The 23,989-nt window shown below is 59.2% G+C and carries 21 protein-coding genes; 14 read left to right on the top strand and 7 right to left on the bottom strand.

The window, feature by feature from the left end; genetic code table 11:
* The first annotated feature begins 235 nt into the window (after positions 1 to 235).
* From ACPF7Z_RS11660 to ACPF7Z_RS11630, 7 genes are all read left to right on the top strand, one after another.
* The gene (locus ACPF7Z_RS11660) at positions 236 to 637 is read left to right on the top strand and encodes an accessory factor UbiK family protein (RefSeq protein WP_425193416.1); all 402 of its coding nucleotides are present in this window, start codon (positions 236 to 238) and stop codon (positions 635 to 637) included.
* A gap of 296 nt (positions 638 to 933) precedes the next feature.
* On the top strand, positions 934 to 1,998 hold the full coding sequence (locus ACPF7Z_RS11655; RefSeq protein WP_425193415.1) for a polyamine ABC transporter substrate-binding protein: 1,065 nt from the start codon (positions 934 to 936) through the stop codon (positions 1,996 to 1,998).
* A gap of 143 nt (positions 1,999 to 2,141) precedes the next feature.
* Positions 2,142 to 3,209 carry a polyamine ABC transporter substrate-binding protein gene (locus tag ACPF7Z_RS11650; protein WP_425193414.1) on the top strand — a complete coding sequence of 356 codons (1,068 nt, stop codon included), beginning with the start codon at positions 2,142 to 2,144 and terminating at the stop codon, positions 3,207 to 3,209.
* A 296-nt stretch (positions 3,210 to 3,505) separates the two neighbouring features.
* Positions 3,506 to 4,552, top strand: a complete 1,047-nt coding sequence (locus tag ACPF7Z_RS11645) for a polyamine ABC transporter substrate-binding protein (RefSeq protein WP_425193413.1) — start codon at positions 3,506 to 3,508, stop codon at positions 4,550 to 4,552.
* A 15-nt stretch (positions 4,553 to 4,567) separates the two neighbouring features.
* Positions 4,568 to 7,057 carry a bifunctional diguanylate cyclase/phosphodiesterase gene (locus ACPF7Z_RS11640; RefSeq protein WP_425193412.1) on the top strand — a complete coding sequence of 830 codons (2,490 nt, stop codon included), beginning with the start codon at positions 4,568 to 4,570 and terminating at the stop codon, positions 7,055 to 7,057.
* A gap of 132 nt (positions 7,058 to 7,189) precedes the next feature.
* On the top strand, positions 7,190 to 8,728 hold the full coding sequence (locus ACPF7Z_RS11635; protein ID WP_425193411.1) for a YifB family Mg chelatase-like AAA ATPase: 1,539 nt from the start codon (positions 7,190 to 7,192) through the stop codon (positions 8,726 to 8,728).
* Positions 8,728 to 9,774, top strand: a complete 1,047-nt coding sequence (locus ACPF7Z_RS11630; RefSeq protein ID WP_425193410.1) for a sodium:calcium antiporter — start codon at positions 8,728 to 8,730, stop codon at positions 9,772 to 9,774. The genes ACPF7Z_RS11635 and ACPF7Z_RS11630 overlap by 1 nt, the downstream gene beginning before the upstream one ends.
* A gap of 9 nt (positions 9,775 to 9,783) precedes the next feature.
* Here the strand turns inward: ACPF7Z_RS11630 and ACPF7Z_RS11625 are convergent, their stop codons facing one another.
* The 3 genes from ACPF7Z_RS11625 to ACPF7Z_RS11615 all read right to left on the bottom strand — a co-directional run bounded on the left by ACPF7Z_RS11625 (position 9,784) and on the right by ACPF7Z_RS11615 (position 12,422).
* Positions 9,784 to 10,893, bottom strand: coding sequence for a pyridoxal phosphate-dependent aminotransferase (locus ACPF7Z_RS11625; protein WP_425193409.1), 1,110 nt, complete (start codon positions 10,891 to 10,893; stop codon positions 9,784 to 9,786).
* 63 nt (positions 10,894 to 10,956) lie between these two features.
* On the bottom strand, positions 10,957 to 11,430 hold the full coding sequence (locus ACPF7Z_RS11620; protein ID WP_425193408.1) for a hypothetical protein: 474 nt from the start codon (positions 11,428 to 11,430) through the stop codon (positions 10,957 to 10,959).
* 2 nt (positions 11,431 to 11,432) lie between these two features.
* Positions 11,433 to 12,422, bottom strand: coding sequence for an alpha/beta hydrolase (locus tag ACPF7Z_RS11615; protein ID WP_425193407.1), 990 nt, complete (start codon positions 12,420 to 12,422; stop codon positions 11,433 to 11,435).
* 202 nt (positions 12,423 to 12,624) lie between these two features.
* Between ACPF7Z_RS11615 and ACPF7Z_RS11610 the strand changes: the two genes are divergently transcribed.
* Positions 12,625 to 14,826 carry a malate synthase G gene (locus ACPF7Z_RS11610; RefSeq protein ID WP_425193406.1) on the top strand — a complete coding sequence of 734 codons (2,202 nt, stop codon included), beginning with the start codon at positions 12,625 to 12,627 and terminating at the stop codon, positions 14,824 to 14,826.
* Here the strand turns inward: ACPF7Z_RS11610 and ACPF7Z_RS11605 are convergent.
* Positions 14,796 to 16,223, bottom strand: coding sequence for an MFS transporter (locus ACPF7Z_RS11605; RefSeq protein ID WP_425193405.1), 1,428 nt, complete (start codon positions 16,221 to 16,223; stop codon positions 14,796 to 14,798). The two genes, ACPF7Z_RS11610 and ACPF7Z_RS11605, sit on opposite strands and share 31 nt — an antisense overlap.
* A 203-nt stretch (positions 16,224 to 16,426) precedes the next feature.
* On the opposite strand from ACPF7Z_RS11605, the gene ACPF7Z_RS11600 reads away from it, so the two are divergent.
* Complete coding sequence (locus tag ACPF7Z_RS11600; RefSeq protein WP_425193404.1) at positions 16,427 to 16,846, top strand: PaaI family thioesterase; 420 nt, start codon at positions 16,427 to 16,429, stop codon at positions 16,844 to 16,846.
* Here the strand turns inward: ACPF7Z_RS11600 and ACPF7Z_RS11595 are convergent.
* Positions 16,843 to 17,238: a DUF423 domain-containing protein gene (locus ACPF7Z_RS11595; protein ID WP_425193403.1), complete on the bottom strand. Its 396-nt coding sequence runs from the start codon at positions 17,236 to 17,238 to the stop codon at positions 16,843 to 16,845. The two genes, ACPF7Z_RS11600 and ACPF7Z_RS11595, sit on opposite strands and share 4 nt — an antisense overlap.
* Positions 17,239 to 17,383: 145 nt before the next feature.
* Between ACPF7Z_RS11595 and ACPF7Z_RS11590 the strand changes: the two genes are divergently transcribed.
* The 4 genes from ACPF7Z_RS11590 to trmB all read left to right on the top strand — a co-directional run bounded on the left by ACPF7Z_RS11590 (position 17,384) and on the right by trmB (position 20,727).
* Positions 17,384 to 18,883: an alanine/glycine:cation symporter family protein gene (locus tag ACPF7Z_RS11590; protein WP_425193402.1), complete on the top strand. Its 1,500-nt coding sequence runs from the start codon at positions 17,384 to 17,386 to the stop codon at positions 18,881 to 18,883.
* Positions 18,884 to 18,945: 62 nt separating this feature from the next.
* Complete coding sequence (gene thiS, locus ACPF7Z_RS11585) at positions 18,946 to 19,146, top strand: sulfur carrier protein ThiS (protein ID WP_425193401.1); 201 nt, start codon at positions 18,946 to 18,948, stop codon at positions 19,144 to 19,146.
* 26 nt (positions 19,147 to 19,172) lie between these two features.
* Positions 19,173 to 19,970: a thiazole synthase gene (locus ACPF7Z_RS11580; RefSeq protein ID WP_425193400.1), complete on the top strand. Its 798-nt coding sequence runs from the start codon at positions 19,173 to 19,175 to the stop codon at positions 19,968 to 19,970.
* 16 nt (positions 19,971 to 19,986) lie between these two features.
* Complete coding sequence (gene trmB / locus ACPF7Z_RS11575; RefSeq protein WP_425193399.1) at positions 19,987 to 20,727, top strand: tRNA (guanosine(46)-N7)-methyltransferase TrmB; 741 nt, start codon at positions 19,987 to 19,989, stop codon at positions 20,725 to 20,727.
* Here trmB and ACPF7Z_RS11570 read toward each other — a convergent pair.
* On the bottom strand, positions 20,625 to 21,734 hold the full coding sequence (locus ACPF7Z_RS11570) for a DMT family transporter (protein ID WP_425193398.1): 1,110 nt from the start codon (positions 21,732 to 21,734) through the stop codon (positions 20,625 to 20,627). The two genes, trmB and ACPF7Z_RS11570, sit on opposite strands and share 103 nt — an antisense overlap.
* 93 nt (positions 21,735 to 21,827) lie before the next feature.
* Here ACPF7Z_RS11570 and ACPF7Z_RS11565 point away from each other — a divergent pair, with 93 nt between their 5' ends.
* Positions 21,828 to 22,784 (top strand): LysR family transcriptional regulator, encoded by a 957-nt coding sequence (locus ACPF7Z_RS11565; RefSeq protein WP_425193397.1) that lies wholly within the window; start codon positions 21,828 to 21,830, stop codon positions 22,782 to 22,784.
* 223 nt (positions 22,785 to 23,007) lie between these two features.
* Here the strand turns inward: ACPF7Z_RS11565 and ACPF7Z_RS11560 are convergent, their stop codons facing one another.
* Positions 23,008 to 23,922, bottom strand: a complete 915-nt coding sequence (locus ACPF7Z_RS11560; RefSeq protein WP_425193396.1) for an AEC family transporter — start codon at positions 23,920 to 23,922, stop codon at positions 23,008 to 23,010.
* Positions 23,923 to 23,989 lie beyond the last annotated feature (67 nt).

Genomic DNA, 23,989 nt, shown 5'->3' with positions numbered 1-23,989 from the left:
GGATAACAGAATGCGTGCTGCATGCCGGCATTAGACTTTTCCTTTCAGATCAAACGCTAAAACGCATTTCCGGAAGGATTGAAATAGTCGGGCGCTAGAGTGGAAGATGGTTTGTGCACTGCAAGATATCGTGTCGTCAACACGCTGCACCAATCTGGCGCATGCGTATCAGGGCATCCTTGCGTATGCTTGGAGACTAAGAGTGGGCACAGTTCATCGAGTAAAGGAGCGTCATATGGCAGGCAACGATCCGATTAGCCGGCTGGCACAGCAAGTGGGCGAGCGGTTGCAGAATGCATCCCATGCCCCGGAAGAGATTCAGCGCAGCGTGCAAGGGGCCATGCGCAGTGCTTTTGAGCGCATGGAACTGGTGACCCGGGAAGATTTCGACATTCTCATGGATGTACTGCAGCGCACCCGCAGCCGGGTCGAAGCCCTCGAAAAACAGGTCGCCACGTTGGAGGCCACCCTAGACGACAAGGCTGGCGCGGCAGCCTCGCCGGGGATGGTGGCTGCTGATACGGCGGCACCTCCAGCACCGAAGGCATCGGGCAATATCGTTAAAGGTGAGAGCGAGAGCACGACAAAAAGTACTGACGGTGGCGATAAACCTGCCGACGACGGTGCAAAGAATTAATCGCACTGACCGCGGTGATGCGCTCATCGACACAGTGCTCAGAATCCTTCATGCCATGGCCTCTCGTTGATCGTTCGATCGATGAGGGGCCGTAACCTGCTGGATCGATGCAGCTACAGCTTTATTCCCATCTGCCGATCTATCTGGTATCCAGATGAGTAGTCGAGTATCGGATTCGGGCGATGTTCGAGTTCATCCTGGAGGGTGTCCTGCCTTGTAATGCCTAGCCCAGCCAGTCATATGCCGGCTGCTTGACGATCGCGTCCCTTCACCGGCAATCGATGGGTGCTATCAGCATGAACAGTTACTATGTTGCTATAAACAAGTATAAAGCCTTATGGGTGGCACTCTTCCTGCTTACCGCCGGACTTCCCTCACAGGTGGCGGCAACGGAGCTGACGTTCCTCAATTGGCAGGATTACATGGATCCGAAGATTCTCGTGGAGTTCGAAGAGCGCACCGGCATCAAAGTGGCACAACGCTATTTCGATTCCGATACCGCCCGGGATGAGTTGTTGCTCGAAACCGAGGGTAAGGGCTTCGATGTGGCGCTCATCAATGGCGCCTCGATTCGGATTCTGGCTAAACGTGGCTGGCTTGAGCCCATCAGTGAAACGGATATTCCCAATCTGAAGCATATCGATCCGCGCTGGCGCACCGAGCATGAAAAAGCCGAAGACTATGGGGTGCCTTATTTCTGGGGCACGGTCGGTATTATCTATCGCAAGGATCTCGTTCCCTTCACTGTTTCAAGCTGGATGGACCTGTTGCGACCGTCTGAGGCGCTGCATGGCAAGATAAGCATGATTGGCGATAGCTCGGATATGATCGGTGCGGCATTGAAGGCGCTTGGATACTCGCTCAACAGTACCGATCCGGGGGAGCTCGAGGAAGCGGAGGCGCTACTTCAATCCCAGGCACCTGCAGTCAAGACCTACCGATACCTTTCCTTGAACGAAGACTCCGCTCTGCTGACCGGGCAGGTTGCCATGAGCATGATGTATAACGGCGATACCCTGATGTTGCAGGAATACAATGACAATATTGCCTTCGTACTCCCCAAGGAAGGCGGCAACATCTGGACCGACTACCTGAGCGTGCTGAGCGCCTCCACCAAGAAGGCCGCCGCCAAGAAGTTCATCGATTTCCTCAACGAGCCAGAGATCGCTGCGCGGCTTGCGCAATACGTCTATTACGCCACGCCCAATCTGGCCGCCGAAGAACTTCTGCCGGCAGAGTTCAAGAGCGATCCAATCATCTATCCGAGCAAGGAGGCGCTGGAAAGATCGGAGACTTATCGTCGCTTGCCTCCTCGGGCGCAAAAAAACCGCTCGGCGATCTTCTCACGCATTGTCTACTGAGCATTGAAATTCGCCGTTTTATGGCCCTTGCTGATCGTTCTATCAGCAAGGGCCGCGTCCTGCCTCGCCGATGCCGCTCAAGCTTTGTTCCCATGTGCCGATCCAACTGATATTCGGGCAAGCAATCGATGAATTCCACCAAAATGAACAAGTACAAAGCCGGCATGAACAAATGCAACGCCTTATGGGTGGCGCCCTTTTTTCTCATGGTCGGGCTTCCTGCCCAGGCGGTGGAGTCGACGGAGCTTTTGTTCCTCAACTGGTCGAATTACATGGATCCGGAGATCCTGACAGAGTTCGAGCAGCGCACCGGCATCAGGGTGAAGCAAAGTTATTTCGATTCCGATACTTCTCGAAATGAACTCCTGCTCGAGACCGAGGGTAAGGGCTTCGATGTGGCGCTCATCAATGGCGCCTCGATTCGGATTCTAGCCAAGCGCGGCTGGCTCGAGCCCCTGGATGAAACGGGTATTCCCAATCTGACGCATATCGAACCGCGCTGGCGTACCACTTATGAGGAGGCCGATGCATACGGTGTGCCTTATTCCTGGGGGTCGGTGGGTATCGCGTATCGCCAGGATCTCGTTCCTTTCACCGTTTCCAGCTGGATGGATCTGTTTCAGCCACCACAAATGCTGCAGGGTAAGGTGAGCATGATCAGTGATAGTTCGGAACTCATTGGCGCGGCTCTCAAAGCGCTCGGGCACTCGCTCAACAGTACCGACGTGGAGGAGCTAAAGGAAGCCGAGGCGCTCTTGAAGACGCAGGCACCCGCGGTCAAGACCTATAAATACCTTTCTCTGGATGAAAACTCCGCCCTGGTAAGCGGCCAGATTGCCATGGGCATCATGTATAGCGGTGACGCCTTGATGGTGCAGGGGCATCACGAGGATATAGTCTTCGTACTCCCGGAGGAGGGCGGTAATGTCTGGGTCGACTATCTGAGCGTTCTCAGTGCCTCGACGGAGAAGGCCGCCGCTAAGCGGTTCATCGACTTCCTCAACGAGCCAGATATCGCCGCACGAAACGCTCAATATATTCATTACGCCACGCCCAATCGGGCCGCCGAAGAACTCCTGCCGGCAGAATTCAAGAATGACCCGGTCGTCTACCCCAGCGCACAGGCATTGGAAAAATCGGAAACCTACCACCGCTTGCCTGCACGGACGCAGAAACGTCGCTCGGCCATATTCTCGCGCATCGTCTACTAAGATAGGAATCAGATGTCTCAAGATTCCAGGCGGATCGCTCGATTGGTGAGAAGCCATGATCTGTCTCATCAATGCTGCTAAAGCTTTATTCCTATTGGCCGATTCATCTGATATCCGGATAAACAATCGAGTACCGAGCTATAGCGGTATCCGATGTCGTCCTGGGGCTTGCTTGGCCCAGCCGATCACACTCCGGTTGCTTGACAAACGTCACGACCAAAAGACCGAGAAGATCGCAGAGTCGAGGGTTAGTCTAATTGAAGTGATCTCGACGATACGGGATAGGTGCTATCACGATGAACAAATACAACGCCTCGTGGGCGGCGCTCTTCCTGCTCATGGCCGGGCTTCCTGTTCAGGCGACGGAGTCGACGGAACTGACGTTCCTCAATTGGACGGATTACATGGATCCCGAGATCCTGACAGAGTTCGAACAGCGCACCGGGATCACAGTGAAACAAACCTATTTTGAGTCCGATGCCGCTCGGGATGAGCTTCTCGTCGAGACCGAGGGTAGAGGCTTCGATGTGGCGCTCATCGATGGCACCTCGATTCGGATTCTGGCTAAACGTGGCTGGCTCGAGCCCCTCGATGAAGCGGCTATTCCCAACCTGAAGCATATCGACCCGCGCTGGCGCACCATCCATGAGGAGGCGGAAGTGTATAGCGTGCCCTATTTCTGGGGGACGCTCGGTATCGCCTACCGTCAGGATCTCGTGCCCTTCACCGTTTCAAGCTGGATGGATCTGTTGCAGCCAACGGAGGCGCTGCATGGCAGGGTGAGCATGAATAGCGATACTAGAGACTTGATCGGTGCGGCACTCAAGGCGCTCGGTTACTCGCTCAACAGCACCGATTCGCAGGAACTCAAGCAAGCCGAGGCGCTGCTTCAGGCGCAGGCACCCGCGGTCAAAACTTATAAGTACATCTCCCTGAATGAAAATTCAGCCTTGGTAAACGGTCAGGTCGCCATGAGCATGATGTACAACGGTGATGCCATGATGGTGCAGGAGCATCATGATGAGATTGCCTTCGTCCTCCCCAAGGAGGGTGGCAATATCTGGGTCGACTATTTGAGTATTCTCAGTGCCTCGACGGAGAAGGCTGCCGCTAAACAGTTCATCGATTTCCTCAACGAGCCGGAGATCGCCGCACGGCTTGCAGAGTACGTCTATTACGCCACGCCCGACCGGGCCGCCGAAGAATTACTTCCGGCAGAGTTCAAGAGCGATCCGGTCATCTACCCGAGTGAAGAGGCGCTGGAAAAATCGGAAACCTACCATCGCTTGCCTGCACGGACGCAAAAAAACCGTGCGGCAATTTTCTCGCGCATCGTCTACTGAGCCTGGGTCATACTTATGCGGCTACATGCCAAGGTTCTAATGGTCGTCGTTCCCTTAGCAGTCATCCCGTTACTGATGCTGGGGTGGCTTGCCTATGATCAACTGCGCTCAACGGGTGTAGAGCGAACCTCCAGTCAGATGACGACCCTGATGGACCAGCTGGCACGCAACTTCCAGATGCATCAGGAGGTCGCCGAGGCCAATATTCAGCTGTTTGCCGATGCTTCCCTGATGCGCTCCTACGCGCTGACCGAAGATGAGGAAGAGCGTTATGTATTGATGCTTCCCTCTCTATTGAAGCTCTTTACCAGCTATCTACGCGCGTATCCTGATTACACTGAAATCCGTTTTTTGTTACCGGATGGGTACGAGGATGCTCGCGCTACCCTGACACCGATACCGAATGCCATGGAAGAGGAGGGTGAAACTCCTTTCTTCAAAGCCCTAGAGCAGTTTGAAGGCGAGACATTGAGTCGTGTCTCGATTCGTCCTGATATCGATACGGTGTCGCTGCAGGTGGCGCGCCCCATCAGGCTTATCAACTTGGCGATGGAAGACCCACTGAGTGCCAAACCTACGCTGCGTGGTTATCTAGTCGTCACCATGGCGCTGGATTTCATGGCGGAACAGATGGCTGCAAGTCAGATCGGCGAGAGCGGTCAAACCTTCATCGTCAACAGCAAAGGCGAGATCTTGTTACATCAAGATCCTTCTCAGGCAGGCAAGCATCTCTCGGCACAACTTTTAGAGACCGTTTGGAGTACGGATGGCAGTCAGCGGCTGTTGCATGCTTTTTATCAAGGAGAGCCAGGACTCCTGGCCACCCGTCGGTTGCACGAGGGTCTATTGCTGATCGGTGTGCTACCGGAATCGGAGCTATTAGGAGAAAGTCAGCGTCTGGAAAAAGTCATCGCCTGGATCGTTCTTGGCACCGTGGTGCTGATGATTATCGCCCTGCTGATTGCCATGAATTTCATCATGGTCAGACCGCTGAAACAGTTGATGCGCGCGGTTCGCGAGATTGGTAGCGGCAACTTGACGCCGCAGCTTTCGCTGTCTTCCAAAGATGAGCTTGGCCAACTGGCGTTGAGCTTTCAGGAGATGGGACGTCATCTACAAACGTCGCGGCACAAGATCGAGCGCCTGGCGTATCACGACAGCCTGACCGGCCTGCCCAATCGGCTCATGTTTCATGAATATCTACAGCATATGGTTGCGCTTGCCCGCCGTGAGGACACGGAAATGGCGATACTGTTCCTCGATCTGGATAACTTCAAGCGAATCAATGACACGCTAGGACACCAGGTAGGTGATCAGCTTCTCAAGGAAATGGCGACCCGCCTGACAGCGGTTCTTCGCCTGGAAGACTTTATCTACCATGAGGCATCTCCGAATACCTCCGAGGTGATCGCTCGCCTGGGAGGGGATGAATTCATTATCCTGTTGCCGAAAATCAAAGGGGCCAGAGACGCAGCCAAGATCGCCACGCGTATTCTCAAAGTAATAAAAGATCCGGTTTATCTGGATGGGCATGAGCTATGTATTGGTACCAGCATTGGCATCTCGCTATTCCCCAGCGACAGCGAAGAGGTGAATGACCTGATCAAGTATGCGGATGCCGCCATGTATCATGCCAAGGAGCAGGGGCGTAACAACTTTCAGTTTTATTCCGCTTCCCAGAACCTGGTGACCACAGAGCTTTTATCACTGGAGAGCAGGTTACGACGAGCACTTTCGAACAATGAGTTCGAGCTTCATTATCAACCTCAAATACGCACTGAAACAGGTGAAATAACCGGTGTCGAAGCGCTGCTACGCTGGAATGATCCCGACCAAGGACTCGTCTCACCGGATCAGTTCATTCCGATTGCCGAGGCTTGTGGTCTAATATTGCCGATCGGCGAATGGGTGCTGCACGAGGCCTGTCGTCAAAGTAGCGCCTGGAAAGCCGCAGGGCTTCCTCAAGTAAGGGTCTCGGTGAACGTTTCCGGTATTCAATTGCAACGCCAGGAGCTTCCCTTGATCGTCGATTGGGTGCTGGCGGATACTGGGCTCCAAGCGGAATTTCTCGAACTGGAAATTACCGAAACCACCTTGATGAAGGTCAATGCCGAGGTCATCGAACACCTGAGCATCATGCAGCGTAAAGGCATTACCATCTCCCTGGACGACTTCGGCACGGGCTACTCATCATTGAACCTTCTACGGGAGCTGCCGATCGGCAAGCTCAAGATTGATAAGTGTTTCGTACAGGGTATGCTGACGGACCCCCAGGATGCAGCGATCGTATCGGCAATTCTGTTCATCGCGAGAAGCCTGGGTCTTGAGGCGACCGCAGAGGGAGTCGAAACGCGGGAGCAGGCAATACGGCTTGCCGGGGAAAAATGTAACCAGCTTCAAGGCTATCTATTGAGTAAGCCGTTGCCGGCGGATGACGTCGCCAAGCTGCTTCTCGAGGGCATCGATGCCGACGTATTCGGCCTTAAAACCGATAATGTCTATTGATCGTGATTCAGACATGACCCCGTGATCACAAGGGTGACGTTCCAAGCGCCTGTTCACGACGATGTGCTTCTTTCACATTGATGGCGGTGTTCTGAAAACCGTCATGGAAAATAATGACAGTAGGTAATGCACATGGCGCTGGCCATAGTCACTACACGAGCAGGATTGGGCCTCGAAGCGCCGGAAGTACTGGTCGAAGTGCATCTTTCCAATGGATTGCCAGGGCTGACCTTGGTGGGGTTGCCGGAAACCGCCGTGCGCGAAAGCCGCGAGCGGGTACGCAGCGCCTTGCTCAATGCCGGCTTCGACTTTCCGACCACACGGCGCATCACGGTCAATCTGGCGCCGGCGGATTTGCCCAAGGAAGGAGGACGCTTCGACCTGCCCATCGCCTTGGGCATTCTGGTAGCGTCCGAGCAGATACCCGTGTCTGCCTTAGGGGAAATCGAGTGCGTGGGTGAACTGGCGTTGGATGGCCGGTTGCGGCCAATCAGCGGAGCCTTGCCGGTGGCCTTGGCCACCCAGAAAGCGGGGCGATGCCTGCTGCTGCCGGCAAGCAATGCCAACGAGGCGGCTCTGGCCGGTGATCTTGCCGTGTTACCGGTAGAACACCTGAGCCAGGTGGTTGCTCATCTGCTCGGGCACGCAGTCATCGCGCCACATCGGCTCACCATGCCCGCGTTACCGGACAGGTCCAGCGAGGATCTCGCCGAGGTGCGCGGTCAGCATCAGGCACGACGCGCATTGGAAGTCGCCGCAGCCGGCGGACACAACCTGCTGTTCGCTGGCCCGCCCGGCACAGGCAAGACCATGCTTGCCAGTCGCTTGCCGGGTATTTTACCACCGCTTTCTCATGCCGAAGCCCTCGAGGTTGCAGCGATTCGTTCGGTCTGTGGCCTTGGACTGCTGGAACGTTGGGGAGAAAGACCCTTCCGTTCTCCGCATCATACCGCCAGCGGGGTGGCGTTGGTGGGCGGGGGCTCGAAACCCCGCCCCGGCGAGATATCCCTGGCGCATCATGGCGTATTGTTCCTCGATGAATTGCCGCAATTCGACCGTAGCGTGCTTGAGGTGATGCGTGAACCGCTCGAATCGGGACGTATCCATATTGCCCGGGCCAGTCATCAACGCTGCTTTCCAGCCAGTTTTCAGCTGGTTGCGGCGATGAACCCCTGCCCCTGTGGCCATCTCGGCGATCCCCGCCAGACCTGCGTCTGTACACAGGTCCAGATACAGCGCTATCAGTCGCGCTTGTCCGGGCCCTTGCTCGATCGCATCGACTTGCAGGTGGAAGTCCCGGCTCTGCCCGCAGATCAACTGACTTCCCCTGCTACCGGTGAAAGTTCGGCCGCGGTGCGGGAGCGGGTGTTGGCGGCGCGCCAGCGTCAACAGGCACGCGGTGCACTCAATGCCCGTCTTCCGGGACGCGAGCTGGAAGCCGCCTGTGCCCTGGGCAGCGGTGAACGTGCCTGGCTGGCAGAGGTGCTGACCCGGCTCAAGCTCTCGGCCCGTGCCTATCATCGCGTACTGCGCGTCGCCCTGACCCTGGCGGATCTGGCCGCCGAGCCCCGACCAACCCGCGCGCATCTCATGGAAGCCATAGGTTATCGACAGCTCGATCGTTTGCGTGGTACCCACACAACCCCGACAACGAATCAAGAGAGCATTTGATGCTGTCATTTCTGAGTGATATGTCCCTGCTCCTTGCCATTGGCTTGTTCTTGGCATTTGCCGTAGTGATTGGCGTGGTAGGCACGCGCTTGGCCCATATCGTCGACGACCTGGCGGATCGTACCGGACTGGGCGAGGCGATCGCCGGGGCGGTGCTGATGGGCATGGCGACCTCGCTGTCCGGTATTGTGCTCTCGGTGAGTGCGGCGCTGCGTGATCAACCCGAACTGGCGATGAGTAACGCTCTCGGTGGTATCGCGGTACAGACCCTGTTCCTGACCGCGGCGGATGTGGCCCATCGGCGCGCCAATCTTGAACACGCGGCTGCCTCCATCGGCAATCTCATGCAGGGCACGTTGCTGCTCTGTCTGCTGTCTCTACTGCTGATAGGACGCTTCTCACCGGAAGTGACCTTCTGGAATGTGCATCCAATCACGCCGCTGTTGTTCATCGGCTATGTGTATGGACTGCACCTGGTGGGCAAGGCTCAGGCCAACCCCATGTGGCGACCGTCGCGCACCCGGGAGACCCGGGTCGATGAGCCGGACGAGCAGGCCCTGCAGCAGTCGCTGACCTCATTGTGGCTGCTATTCGCGTTCTTGGCTGCCATATTGGGAATCTCCGGTTTCATGCTCGAGCGTAGCGCTTCGGTAATCGCCCAGGAGACAGGGCTCAGTCAGGCCGCTGTGGGGGTGCTGCTGACCTCGGTAGCCACCTCGCTACCGGAGCTGGTCACCACGATCGCTGCCGTGAAACGTGGCGCTCTGACCCTGGCGGTGGCCGGTATCATTGGTGGCAACGCCTTCGACACCCTCTTTGCCGCCGCCTCGGATATCGCCTATCGCGGTGGCTCGATTTACCACGTGGTGCCGGATTCCGTCGCGCTGTGGGTCGCTCTGTCGCTACTCATGACCGGTGTGCTGCTCATGGGGCTGATACGCCGCGAAGAGCAAGGGCCAGGGCGTATCGGCTTCGAGAGCGTGGCGATCATCGGTTGCTATGCCGCCGGCGTGGTAATGATCCTGATCTCGGGTGGCAAGGATTGAGCCGCCCTATCATTGAGTATCCCGCAGCACTTTCTCCAGCGCCGCCAGGTGCCCCGGTACCAGCGCATCTTCCAGGGCGCTGATCCTGAGCACGTGGCCCAATGCAGGATGGGGCGGACGATGAATCAGGCTGCCGGCGTCGAGCAGTTCAGCGTTCACCTGGGCAGCCTGCTCGGCACTCGGCATGCGCAGGGCGACGAAGTTGGTGGCGCTATTCGGCACGTCGCCGCCCAGTCCCCTTAGCCAGGATGCCAGACGCTCCCGGCGATCGATTACGTCGGCGATATGGGCTTGCACCTCGTCGGCATGATCGAGCACGGTCTCGGCAGCCACCTGAGCCAGGGATGAGACCGCGTAGTGAATCCTTACTTTCTGTAGCACCTCGATGCATTCCGGCGTGGCGATGGCATAACCGATGCGCAGCCCAGCCAGACCATGGGCCTTGGAGAAGGTGCGTACCCTCACCACGCCGGGCCATGTCTCGCCACTATCCGGTGCCGCCGCGTCCTGTCGGAAGTCGTGGTAGGCCTCATCCAACAACAGCGTGCAATCCCCGGGCAGGGCGCGCCGCAACGTGGCGATGGCCTGATCGTCATGCAGGTGGCCACCGGGATTGTCCGGGTTGGCCAGATAGACCAGCCGAGCGCGATGGCTGGCGGCGGCGTTGGCCAAGGCGGCGAGATCCGGTGCAAGCACACCCGGGCGGTCCTGGTAGGAGACCTCTAGCACGGCGCACCCCTGGCCTTGCGCAAAATAGCGAAAGGTCGGATAGGTGCCGGCACTGGTGATCACGACACAGCCGGGATCGCATATCGCCCTGAGCACCAGGGCGATCAGGCTGTCGGCACCCGCATCCACCAGTAGGGCGTCGAGCGAGGTGCCTAGGTGTTTCGACAGGCGCCGGCGCACCCCGAGTGCCTCGGCATCGCTATAACTGCGTGCGAGCGCCGCGACCTCATCACCAAGGCGCCTGGACAGCGCCGTATGGGGCATGTCCAGGCCTTCATTGGAACCCAGCCGGTGCGGTATTTCCCGGCCCAGTCGTCGTTCCAGCGCCTTGACGCCGGGGAAGGGGTTATGGGGCCCTTCATGATAAAGATGGTTGGCGTGGCGAGGCATGGCGGCTCCGAGATGAAGTGGATGTGATCGATCATTGTGGTGCCCGGGCTGCGGACTGCCAAGCTACAGCGCGCTGATATCCAGTGCGCCGTCAATGCTCCAGTGCCATCGCGGGGTCGCGTTGCCGGGCCTGTACAGAGCTAGCTCCAGACGATAAGGACGCAATTCGCGATCGGAGAGCGTGATGGCCGGCCCCTCGGCCAACAAACGGGTTTTCAGCAACCATTGATTTTCCGGTGTCGACGCATCCGCCATCGACGGGACCCAATTGAGCACCTGGGGGCCGTCGTTTTGCGCCAGCAAGGCTCGGGTCAAGGTTTCGCGAAAATAGTCGGTATCCACATCGAGCGAGGTCTCGATGTCCGGGCGTGCCAACAGCAGTACGATATCTGCGGCCGTCCAGTCGGGTTCGTTGACAACGGTCTCGGCGGCACGCTCGCCCAGGCCATACAGCGCTTGACGTTGGGGAGGAGTCTGGGGCGCACTGGTGCAACCCGCGAGTAGGCTGATCATCAATACATGACACAATCGTTTCATCGTCATAGCGTGGCAGAGCGAGGTGATCCAGGTGAAGAGGGGGGATGCGCTTGTTCGATCTCGACCAGGAAGTCGTCCAGTTCGGCAAACAGAGATTCGCGGATGCTGTCTGTCTCGTTGACCAGATGATGGCGCGCTTCGGGGTGCCGGCGAACCCGTGCCGCAGGAAACTTGCGGGTCAGCACATCCAGGTTCCATTGCCAATCGACGGTCAAATCCTGTTCACCTTGCAGGATCAGCACCGGGACATCGCTGGCTGGTAGGGTCAGCAGATGCGTCATCCAGCGGCGCATGGCGGTTACCCAGCTCAGAGTAAGCCGATCCGCTTGAAGCGGATCGTTTTCGCGCAGGAAGGCGACGAACTCGGCGTCGGTGGAGTTGGGGCGGTAACTACGAGGAATCGAGTTGATGAAGGGGCTTGCCAGCCAATGCAACCAGTTCGACTGATTCCACCCCCAGGGGCGGACCAGAGGAGCCAGCAGGACCAGTGCCTGCCAAGGCGCATCTTCGCCTCGGGACAAGGCGTCCGTGGCGAGAATCGCTGCACCGGTGCTCTGCCCGATACCGATCCAGGGCCGTGGCGCCAGATCGTTCAGCAGCAGGTGATGCTGCACGGCCTGTAAACATGCGCCATACTCTTGAAAATCGTCGATGGTTGCCCGTGGGCCGCTGGACAAGCCATGACCGGGCAGATCCCACAAGACGACCCGCAGGCCCCGTGCCAGCAGGCACTCCAGTAGATGGCGGTAGAGTCCGAGATGATCGAAGTAGCCATGCACGACAAATGCCGTACCGAGAGGATCCGGGGGTGACCACAACTGCGCCCACAAACGATAATGTCCGGTATCGACGAATCCTGCGTACAGTCCTACGTTGTCGCGTAGCAAGGGTGTCAGCTGGTAGTGATCAAGATAATGAATCAGTGTCGAGGACTGTGGTTCAGTGATCGGAGCCAAGGGCCCCAAGGCTTGCAGTGGTGCGAAGTCGATCATCGAGTTCTCCCTGTACGTTCCCATGCTAGCCCGAATCGTGCAGGAAAACGAAGACGTTCCTCTAAGTCATTGGTCAAGTGAAGCACATCTCGAGTTTGCTTTCAGGTATCATATGGGCGTCATTTTCACAGGCGTCATTGTCATAACGAATTTATCTATCGCTGTTTAAAAGGCGATAGCAATGCAGCAGGAGTGTTTTTTCATGTCCCAACGCATCTCCCGCCATCGTCTCCAGGTGGCTCCTGAACTCGATCGCTTCATCAGCGATGAAGCCCTACCCGGTACCGGAGTTGACGCCGATGCTTTCTGGTCCGGCCTCGACGCCCTGATCCATGAGCTGGCGCCGCACAACCGTGAACTCCTGGCGGAGCGTGAGCGACTCCAGGCAGAACTCGATACCTGGCATCGGGAGCATCCTGGTCCGGTACGCGATCTCGCGGCCTATCGCGCCTTTCTGAAAAAGAGCGGCTATCTGGTCGATGCCCCCGCCAAGGTCGAGGCGAGTACCGCGAACGTCGATGATGAGATCGCCGTTCAGGCCGGCCCTCAGCTCGTGGTTCCGGTAAGCAATGCCCGCTACGCGCTGAATGCCGCCAATGCACGCTGGGGCAGCCTGTATGATGCGCTCTACGGCACCGATGCCATCAGCGAAGAGGATGGTGCTGAGATCGGCGGTGACTATAATCCCAAGCGGGGTGCCAAGGTCATCGCCTATGCGCGCAATGTGCTTGATCAGGCCGCGCCGCTATCCAGTGCTTCCCACCGCGATGCGGTGCACTATGCGCTACGCGATGGCCAGCTCGTGGTCACACTGGAGGATGATCGTGAGACCGGCCTAGAGCGCCCGGATCAGCTGATCGGCTACCAGGGTGATGCCGCCAAGCCCGATACGATCCTGCTGACCCAGCATGGCCTGCATCTGGAGTTGCAGTTCGATGCCGAGCATCCCATCGGCAAGACCGATGCAGCACATCTCAAGGATGTCGTGGTCGAGGCCGCTATCACCACCATCATGGACTGCGAGGATTCGGTGGCCGCGGTCGATGCCGAAGACAAGGTCGGCGTCTATCGCAACTGGCTGGGCCTGATGCGCGGCGATCTCGAAGAGTATATCGACAAAGGGGACAAGAGCTATACGCGCAGCCTGAATGCGGACCGTCGTTATATCCGTCCCGATGGGAGCGATCTGACCCTGCCCGGGCGTTCGTTGATGTTCGTGCGCAACGTCGGACATCTGATGACCACGCCGGCCATGCTCGATGGCGAGGGCAACGAGGTACCCGAAGGCGTCCTCGACGGCGTCCTCACCAGCCTGATTGCCATGCACGACCTGAAGAAGACGCGAGTCTTGGGCGGCGATCCGGGGGCGTCGAAGGGCATCCAGAACAGTCGCACCGGATCGGTCTACATCGTCAAGCCCAAGATGCATGGTCCCAAGGAAGTTGCCTTCGCCAATACCTTGTTCGAACGGGTTGAAGACGTGTTGGGCTTGCCTCGCAATACCCTCAAGATGGGTATCATGGACGAGGAGCGTCGTACCTCCGTCAACCTCAGGGCGTGCATCAATGAGGCCGCCAGTCGGGTCGTGTTCATCAATACCGGCTTCCTGGATCGTACCGGCGACGAGATGCACAGCACCATGGAAGCCGGCCCCATGCTGCGCAAGGGCGATATGAAGGGGGCGACCTGGATCGATGCCTATGAGCGCAACAACGTTCATGTGGGTCTTGATTGCGGTTTGAGAGGACGTGCCCAGATCGGCAAGGGCATGTGGGCGATGCCGGGCCTGATGGCTGCCATGCTCGAGCAGAAGGTCGGTCATCCCAAGGCCGGGGCGAATACCGCCTGGGTGCCATCACCGACCGCCGCGGTGCTTCACGCCTTGCATTATCACCAGGTCGACGTCAATGCCGTGCAGCATGAGCTGAACGATCAGGGCACGGTCGATCTGCTCGATGATCTGCTGACCGTGCCGGTGGTCGAGAAAGCCGAGTGGTCTGCAGAAGAGATCCAGCAGGAACTCGACAACAACTGCCAGGGCATTCTTGGTTACGTGGTGCGCTGGGTCGAGCACGGCGTGGGCTGCTCCAAGGTGCCGGACATCCATGACGTGGGCTTGATGGAGGACCGTGCGACGCTGCGTATCTCCAGTCAGCACATCGCCAACTGGCTCTATCATGGCGTGATCAGCGAAGCCCAGGTCAATCGGACGCTTGAACGCATGGCGGAGGTGGTCGACAAGCAGAACGAAGGCGACCCCGACTACACGCCGATGACCTCGCATCTTGAAGATTCCACGGCCTTCCAGGCAGCGACAGATCTCATCTTCAAGGGTCGCGAACAGCCTTCTGGCTATACCGAGCCGCTACTGCATCACTGGCGGGCGGTGGAAAAGGCGAAATAAGCCGCTGATATCGCTGTAGGGCTTGTCAAACAAGAGGCCCTGTCACTACAGCGTGGCAGGGCTTCTTGCATTACAGAGCCGGGGATCTCAAGCGTTGTCTTCGACCTCATCCAGTGTAACTCAAGCTGTATCGCCTCGCCGGCGGCCTCTTCGGTCCAGGCGGCGCCCAATGTTGCCGTCCCGGGCGATGCGGCGACGTAATGGCCATGTTCCTCGGAGGCGTCGCTGGGATAGCGCTGGATACAGAAAAGACCGAATACCACGATGGCGCCGTGAATCAGCGCCAGGTCCCACATGAAGCCATTGGGGCCCAGCCAATCCATCAGCAGCCCCGCGCTGGCCGGGCCGAGAATGGCGCCGATACCGAGCGCCAACACCAGGCTGCTGCTGGCGGTGACGATCTGGTGAGGTGTCAGGAAATCGTTGGCGCAGGCGAGGAACAGCGAATAGAGCGTGAGGGTCGTGCCACCCAGCAGGATGGCCAGCAAGGTCAGCGCCATGGGTGACCAGTCGGCATGACCCAGCCCGAACAAGGCCAGCAGCATGGCGATAGCGGCCACTGCAACAATCACCCATTGCCGGTCGCTCTTGTCCGATAGCTTGCCGATCGGCCATTGCAGAAGCGCGCCCCCGAGAATGAAGGCGCCCATGAACGTCGCCACTTGATTCACGGTCATGCCGCTGTTGGTGGCGAAGACCGCCCCCATGCCCAGGATGACACCCGTTGAAATGCCGCTCAGTAAACACCCGATCGTGCCCAGTGGGGAGAGTCGGCAAAGGCGTATCAGGCTCATGGACTCGGGCTGGCTGGTATCCGGCTGCGGTGTGTAACTGAGCAGGATTGGCACCAGTGCCAGGGATACAAGGATCGACACCAGCAGGAACAGCAGCACGCCGCCCGGGTCGGCCAGGTTCAACAAAAGTTGGCCGCCTCCCTGGCCCAAATAGCTGATCACCATGTAGAAACCCAGCAAGCGTCCGCGCAGTCGGTTGGAGGCGTAACCGTTCAGCCAGCTCTCCGAGACCACGTACAACCCTGCATAGGCGAATCCGGTCACGAAGCGCATGGCGCCCCACACCCAGGGGTCGACGTACATGACATGCACCAGGATGGCCACTGAGGTGATCGAGGCGAGCGCCGCAAACACGCGTATATGTCCGACATCGCGCAGCTTGTGGGGAGTCAGGGTAGAACCGAGCAGGAAACCGCCAAAATAGGCGGACATGACGATGCCGGTGACAGTATTGCCGAAGCCTTCGCTAGACGCACGGACACCGAGCAGGCTGCCCTGCAAGCCATTGCCCAGCATGAGCAGCCCAACACCCAGCAGTAGGGCCCATAGGCTCCAGGCAGCGCCAAAAGTGGTTGTTCGAGGTGATTCCGCAGCGGAGTCCATGGCGCCCTTTCTTCTTGGGTGTGTTTCTTCATGAAAAGCGACTTTATAGCTAAGCGTTTTTTATATGTTCTTACAATCAAAAGACGCTGTTGACGACGTTTGCGTTGACTGGGTCGAGGAACAGGGGTCCTGCAAAGACTGTGACACCTTATGCGGTTACGCTATCTTGGAACCCTTGGTAAGTTGCCGCCGGGAGAACATCAATGACCGTAATGACCGCTGCCGCCATCGAGGATTTTCTCGATGAGGTCTTTCCCCATCGTCAGGGCACCATCGAGGGCGTTCATGAAATGCGCGCCACCATGAGCCTGGCCATCGAGGACGAGCACCTGCGGCCCGGCGCCTGTGTTTCCGGCCCCAGCATGATGGGCCTGGCGGATGTTTGCCTCTACGTGGCGATTCTCGCTCAGATTGGCCCTGAACCCATGGCGGTGACCACGGATCTCAATTGTCATTTCCTGCGCCGGGCTCGGGGCGATCGCGATCTGATCGCCAACGCACGAGTGATCAAACTGGGGCAGCGACTCGCGGTGGGCGAGGTCGAGCTATTCTCCGCCGGTGACAACGACCCGGTCGCGATCGTGACGGCGACCTATGTGCTGCCCGATCGAGATGATGACTAGCGTTCACTATTTTCAAGATGCTTGGTACGCCAGACCGTATAGGCCAGTGATAACCAGCCTGCCATGAGCAGTACGCCTCCCACGGGGGTGATCATGCCCAATGTACGAATGCCGGTCAGCGTCATCAGATACAGCGAGCCGGAAAACAGCAGCATACCCGCGCCCCACAGTCCCATCACGAGTTTCTGACCGCGTAGTTGCTGCTGCTGACACCAGACCAGCACTACCAGAATCGCCAGAGTATGCCAGGCCTGATAGCGCACCCCGGTTTCGAAGGCCGCGAGTAGGCGCTCACTGACACGACCCTCCAGACCATGAGCGCCGAAGGCGCCGGCCAGTACCACCACGCAGCCACTCAACGCCGTGGCGATCCAGCTAGTACGTTCTCGCATAGCAACACTCCTCGATGTGTCTGTCCATCCTGGGTTTTCCTGTTAAGTACGTGTCGACAAAAACATTTTCTTGGCGGTATTTCGCGATGCCGCTCGCGCCGCTATCCTTTGGATCGGGCCTAGGAAAAATCAGGAGAATAATGCCATGGAAGCCTTACTTTCATTCATCGAACCTTTGCGCGATGGCATCTATGCCGTCATGAACCCGATCAGCGATTTCATCTGGAGCTACATCCTGGTCTACCTGCTGTTGGGGGCCGGACTGTTCTTCACGGTCATGACCCGCGGCATGCAGTTCCGGATGTTCCGGCACATGGCCAAGGTGACGGTGACCGCCCGGGGAGCCAACGGAGGCGTTAGCGGTTTCCAGGCATTCGCCACCTCGATGGCGGCGCGCCTCGGCACCGGCAATCTGGCAGGAGTGGCCATCGCCTTGTGGATCGGCGGGCCCGGGGCGATCTTCTGGATGTGGGTCACCGCCCTGGTGGGCTTCGCCACCGCCTTCATCGAGTCGTCCCTGGCCCAGCTCTACAAGCATGCCAACGAAGACGGCGTGTTTCGTGGCGGCCCCGCCTACTATATCGAACGCGGCCTGGGCTGGCGCTGGCTGGGGGCCCTGTTCGCGGTGTTTCTGATCATCGCCTACGGGCTCGCCTTCAACGCGGCGCAGTCCAATACCATCGCTCAGGCCATGAATGGAGCCTTCGGCGTGCCCAATTGGATCACCGGTTTGGTATTGGTGGTGCTGGTGGCGATCGTCATCTTCGGTGGCCTGAAGTCGGTGGCCCGCACCGCCGAGAAGATCGTGCCGGCTATGGCCATCGCCTATCTGCTCATCGCGCTATGGGTCCTGTTCACCAATTTCACCGCGGTGCCGGACATGTTGACGCTGATCGTCAAGAGCGCCTTCGGCTATGGCCCGGCGGTCGGCGGCGCGGTGGGCTATTCGATCAAGGTAGCCATGGAGAACGGCATCAAGCGCGGACTCTTCTCCAACGAGGCTGGCATGGGCTCCACCCCCAACGCCGCCGCCCAGGCCAGCGTCAAACATCCGGCCGCCCAGGGCCTGGTACAATCTTTCGGCGTGTTCGTGGACACGATCGTGGTGTGTACCTGCACCGCGGTGGTGATCCTGATGTCCGGGGTCTATGACGAGCTGTTGAGCAATGCCGCCGGATCGTCCATCGAAGGCATCAAGCTGACCCAAGACGCCATGGTCGATCATCTCGGCTATTTCGGTGAGATATTCATCGCCATTATCATTCTGTTCTTTGCCTATACTTCGGTACTGGCCAACTACTCCTTCTCCTCGGTCAACATCGAATACCTCTTTCGCGGCCATGCCAGGAAGGCGGATCACATCTTTCGCTGGGTGGTACTGGCCATGGTGATGATCGGCTCGGTGGCCCAGCTCTCCTTCGTGTGGAATTTCGCCGACCTTTCCATGGGCCTGATGGCCACCACCAACCTGATCGCCATTCTACTACTTTCGCCCGTCGGTCTTCTGCTGCTCAAGGACTACGAGCGCCAGCGTCGCGAAGGAAACGATGAGCCGGTCTTCGATCCCAAGGTGCTCAAGAGGCCCGAACTGGTCGATGGCGATGTATGGCCGCCGAATCAGAAGGGTGTCGATAGCACGGTTTGACGGTACACTATTGGCCCGCAATTTTGCGGATTCATCCATCGGCAGCCTGTGCGGAGGTCGTCATGCAAATTCAGCTTAACGGTGAGGCCCGAGCTTTCGAGCGTGCGTCCACGGTAAGCGAGCTGATCAATTCGTTGGGCCTGGCGGGGCGGCGCATTGCCGTCGAGGTCAATGAAGAGATCGTGCCCCGAAGCCAGCATGCCGCGCTTTATCTGAGTGACGGCGATCGTGTTGAGATCGTCCATGCCATTGGTGGTGGCTGATTGTCGCTGCCATACAGGAGGTCATCATGTCAACACAATCAATCGATCAGTCTTGGACCGTCGCTGGTCGCGAGTTCACCTCCCGCCTGCTGGTGGGGACCGGGCGGTACAAGGATTACGACGAGGCCAAGGCCGCCATCGCCGCCAGTGGCACCGAGGTGGTGACCTTTGCGGTGCGCCGCACCAACCTCGGGCAGGACGCGAATGAGCCAAGCCTGCTCGATGCCATACCACCGAAGCGTTATACCCTGCTGCCCAATACCGCCGGCTGCTATAACGCCCGGGAAGCGGTGCGTACCTGCAAGCTGGCTCGGGAACTGCTTGATGGCCACAACCTGGTCAAGCTCGAGGTGCTGGCCGAGGACAGCACGCTCTATCCCAACGTGGTCGAGACCCTCAAGGCCGCCGAGGAGCTGATCCGCGACGGCTTCGATGTCATGGCCTATACCAGCGACGATCCGATCGTGGCCAAGGAGCTCGAGAAGATCGGCTGCTGCGCGGTCATGCCGCTGGGCTCGTTGATCGGTTCCGGTAATGGGCTGCTCAACCCGCACACCCTGGCCATCATTCTCGAGAATGCCGAAGTGCCGATTCTGGTGGATGCGGGTATCGGTACTGCCTCCGATGCGGCGCTGGCCATGGAGATGGGGTGCTCCGGCGTGCTCATGAATTCGGCGATCGCCCACTCCCGCCAGCCGATCGTCATGGCCGGTGCGATGAAAAAAGCTATCGAGGCGGGGCGCGAGGCGTTTCTCGCCGGGCGCATGCCGCGTCGGCAGTACGCCGAGGCATCATCTCCCATGGCCGGGCGTATCAATGCCTGATTCGCAAGAACGTCGTATGAGTGAAGCTGGTTTGAGTGACGCAACGAATAGCAATGCTGAGGTTAATCCACGACCAAAGCGGGGCGTGAAGAGTTATGTGCTTCGCGCCGGGCGTATGACCGCTGCCCAGACGCGCGGCTTGGAAGAGGTCTGGCCACGCTGGGGATTGAGCGTAGAGGAGGGGTTGCAGGATCTGGATCGCCTGTTCGCTCGCTCGGCGCATCGGCGCATAGTGGAGATTGGTTTCGGCATGGGGGCATCGCTGGTCGAACAGGCCGAAGCACATCCTGAAACGGACTTCATCGGCATCGAAGTGCATGCACCCGGCGTCGGCAAGCTGCTCGACGAGGCCGACAAGCGCGGCCTGACCAACCTGCGAGTCTACCGCGACGATGCACTGGAGGTGTTTTCCCGCTGCCTCCCGGAGGCCAGCCTCGATGCGGTACAGCTGTTCTTCCCCGATCCCTGGCCGAAGAAGAAGCACCACAAGCGGCGTATCGTCCAACCGGCCTTCGTCGAACTGGTGCGCACACGGCTGAAACCCGGCGGTGTGCTGCACATGGCAACCGACTGGGAAGCCTACGCCGAATTCATGGCCGAGGTGATGAAAAACGCCCCGGGCTATCGCAACACCGCCGAGGCGCAGACGTCACCTTATGTGTCGCGACCTGAATTTCGCCCATTGACCAAGTTCGAAGCGCGCGGCGAGCGGCTCGGCCACGGCGTCTGGGACTTGATCTTCACCCGCGTCGCATAGCCCTGGGGTGCTGCGGGTTCGCGTCTAGGCGCGCGTATGTTGGCGCCGCTCCGGTTGTGCGGCCGAGCGCGCAGCGCCTGCAGCACGCCTAGCGCCACCACCGCCATACCCGCAAGCCCCAGCAGGCCGGGCAGCTCGCCGAACATCAGCGCCGCCCAGCCCATGGTCACCGCAGGCGTCAGATAGATCAGCGTCGAAAGCCGCGTCACTCCAAAGTGCGAAAGTCCCTTCACGAAAAAGCCGTAACCGCCAAAGGTCGCCAGTACCACCAGAAAAGCAATGATCAAGGCATTGTCCAGGGTCGGGGCTGGCGGCGCCAGATCGCCGCCCTCGAGCAATCCGGCGGCAACAAAGAACAACACCGTGGTGGTGGCCAGCTGCACGGTCAGGCGCGCCGGCAGGGACAGGATGCGCTCATCGGGCCGGGGCGTCATCAGGCTGCCCAGGGTCACCGCGCCCACCGCCAACACCGGCAGTAGATAGGCCCAGGGCGTTGCGCCACCCATGCCCTGAGCATCGTCCAGCACGCAAAGACCGGCGCCCAGGGTCGCCACCAGCATGCCCAGCCACTGGGCGCGGGAGCTCATCTCACGCAGCCACAGGGCGGCCAGCGCCGCCGCTAAAAGAGGCTGCAGGGCGCCGACCAGCGCCGCCACTCCAGCGCTCACACCCTGCTGGATGCCCAGCAACATGGCCAGCAGATAGAACCCCATGGTCAGGCTACCGCTCGCTGCTTCCCGCGTCAGGGCGCGCCAGCCGACGGTCTCGCCGCCGCGACGCAGCGTGCTGAACAGCCACCACAGTCCTGCCAGCGCCGTGGCCAGGGCAAAACGCCAGGCATAGAGCGCCACCGGTGGCGTGTCCACCGCCACCGCCAGACGGCTACCCACGAAGCCACTGCTCCAGCACAGCACGAATCCCGTGGCCACGACGGCACTGGTCAACGGCCACTTGATGGACGATGTTGGCAACGCGAGATGCTGCTCGCGCCGATAAGTGTCTGACATGAACAGCCTCCCTCGTTGATGAATGGTAGCGAGGCAAGTCTGGACCTTATAAAGTATTCAAGGAATCGATATTTATTGCATGGAGCCTTCAATATGTCTGAAGTCTCGTTGGGAGCGTTGGATCTTGAGTCATTGCGCAGTTTCGTGATCGTCACTCAGCTAGGCACTCTGGCGGCGGCGGCGGAACAGCGTCATCGCACCATCAGCGCCATCAGCATGCAGATCAAGCGTCTGGAGGAGCGCCTGGGCACGCGGCTATTGTTTCGTGGTGCCCGCGGCGTTAGCCCCACCCCCACCGGAGAAACATTGCTGCGTGAGGCCCGAGAGCTTTTGCGTCAGCACGATAACCTGCTGGCACGTTTCACCGGGCGCGGCTTGAGTGGCAAGGTGCGTTTTGGGTTGCCGGAAGACTACGCTCGCGAACTGGTGGGCCAGGTGTTACCGGAGTTTCTGGCGACTCACCCGGATGTATTGTTAGAGGCCGTCACGGCGACCAGCGGCGAGCTTACCCATCTGCTCGAGCGAGGCGAGCTGGCGCTGGCGGTATTGCTCGATCGACAAAATCGCTTACGCGGGGGGGAGCCCATGTGGCGTACCGCACCGGTGTGGGCCGCTGCTCGAGAGGCGCGAATCGATGGCGAACAGCCCTTGCCCCTGGCGCTGCACCCGGTGAACTGCCCCTATCGCGCCCTGGGACTCGAAGCGCTGGAAGCGATGGGGCGTTCCTGGTATGCGGTATTCACCTGCACCAGCATTCACGCTCTGGAGACGGCAGTGGAGGCGGGGCTTGCCATCGGCATTCTCGATCGTCAGCGCCTGACCCCGGCGATGCGAGTGCTGGACGAAAATGACGGCCTGCCAACCTTGATCGGCGGCGAAGCCAAGCTCTATTTCGGGCGCAGCATCGCCAAGGACTCGCGGCCTGCGGTCGAGGCCTTGGCGGCGTTACTGCGGGAGCGCTTTCACCAACGCGCGCCCTGGCCCGGTGAGCGGGCGGACAATAGCGCTTTTGCCATTCGCGGTGGCGCCTCAGGGGATCGGCGCAATTGATGGCGTAATTCATGGGATAAAAAAAGCGGCGACTCTATCGGAGTCGCCGCATAAGACCGTGACTAGCATGATGAGGAGATAACCATGGCAAAGAATTCGATACTGTGATCAGCCTTCTCTGCAATGGATAGTGGCGTCTGGCGAACGCCACACCGTCAAGATAATCATTCTCATTTGATGCGTCAAGGAAAATGCGAATCTTTTTTATTTAGCTTGGTGCTGATTATCCCGACAGAGAAAGCCATATAGGAAGCGTGAGCATCGCCAGCAGCGTCTGGCCGGTGATCAGCGCCGCCATCAGTTCCGCATCGCCGCCGAGTTGCCGCGCCAGAATGTATGCCGAGGTGGCTGTCGGCAGGGCAGCGAATAGAAGCGCGATATCGCGACTCACCGGATCGAGTCCCAGAAGCAGGGCCAGCATCAGCACCATGGTGGGCATCAGGATCAGCTTGACCAGGTTGGCGGTCCACACGCCCGCATCCAGGCGCATCAGCGCCTGAGGACGCAATGCGACACCGACGGTCACAAGGCCCAATGGCAAGGCCGCACGACCAAGAAGCGAGACGGTCTTTTCGCTCCAGCCGGGAAGGCCGATACCGCTGACGTTGAGTGCGATACCTCCCAGGCAAGCCAGAATCAACGGATTACGCGCAAGCGCGGCCAGGCTCTTGGTGATGCTCGAAGGTCCCAGGGTGCCGGCGGCGACGAAGCTTCCCACGCAGAGCACATTGACCACCGGCACCATCAGGGCCACCGCAACCGCCGCTGTCGTCGCGCCAGCGTTGCCGTGCAAGGCGGCCGCCCCGGCGACGCCGACATAGGTGTTGAAGCGTAGCGCCCCCTGAAAGACCGAGGTGAACGCGGCGGCATCGAGCTTGAGCCGGGCGCGCAACGCCCACAACAGAATGGCGAATACGACCAAGGTGCCGAGCAGTACCAGTCCCATCTTTGCCACCGGCACCTGGGAGACATCGGTCGTTGCCAGGGTGGCCAGCAGCATGGCGGGAAAGAGCAGGAAATAGATCAAGCGCTCGAGATGTGGCCAGAATGCGTCGCCAGGCCAGCGGCGCCAGCCAAGAAAGGCACCGAGCAGTATCAACAGAAACAGCGGTCCGAGCGCCTCGTCGATGGCGCTCATGGTAGCTGCTCGGTATGTTTGCCCTGCGACATCGAGACATGCTCCTAAATGGGTGAAGCATTGATAA

This window comes from Halomonas sp. GXIMD04776 (assembly GCF_049808615.1).
GTDB lineage: Bacteria > Pseudomonadota > Gammaproteobacteria > Pseudomonadales > Halomonadaceae > Modicisalibacter.
This window is presented reverse-complemented; position numbering and strand designations above follow the sequence as displayed.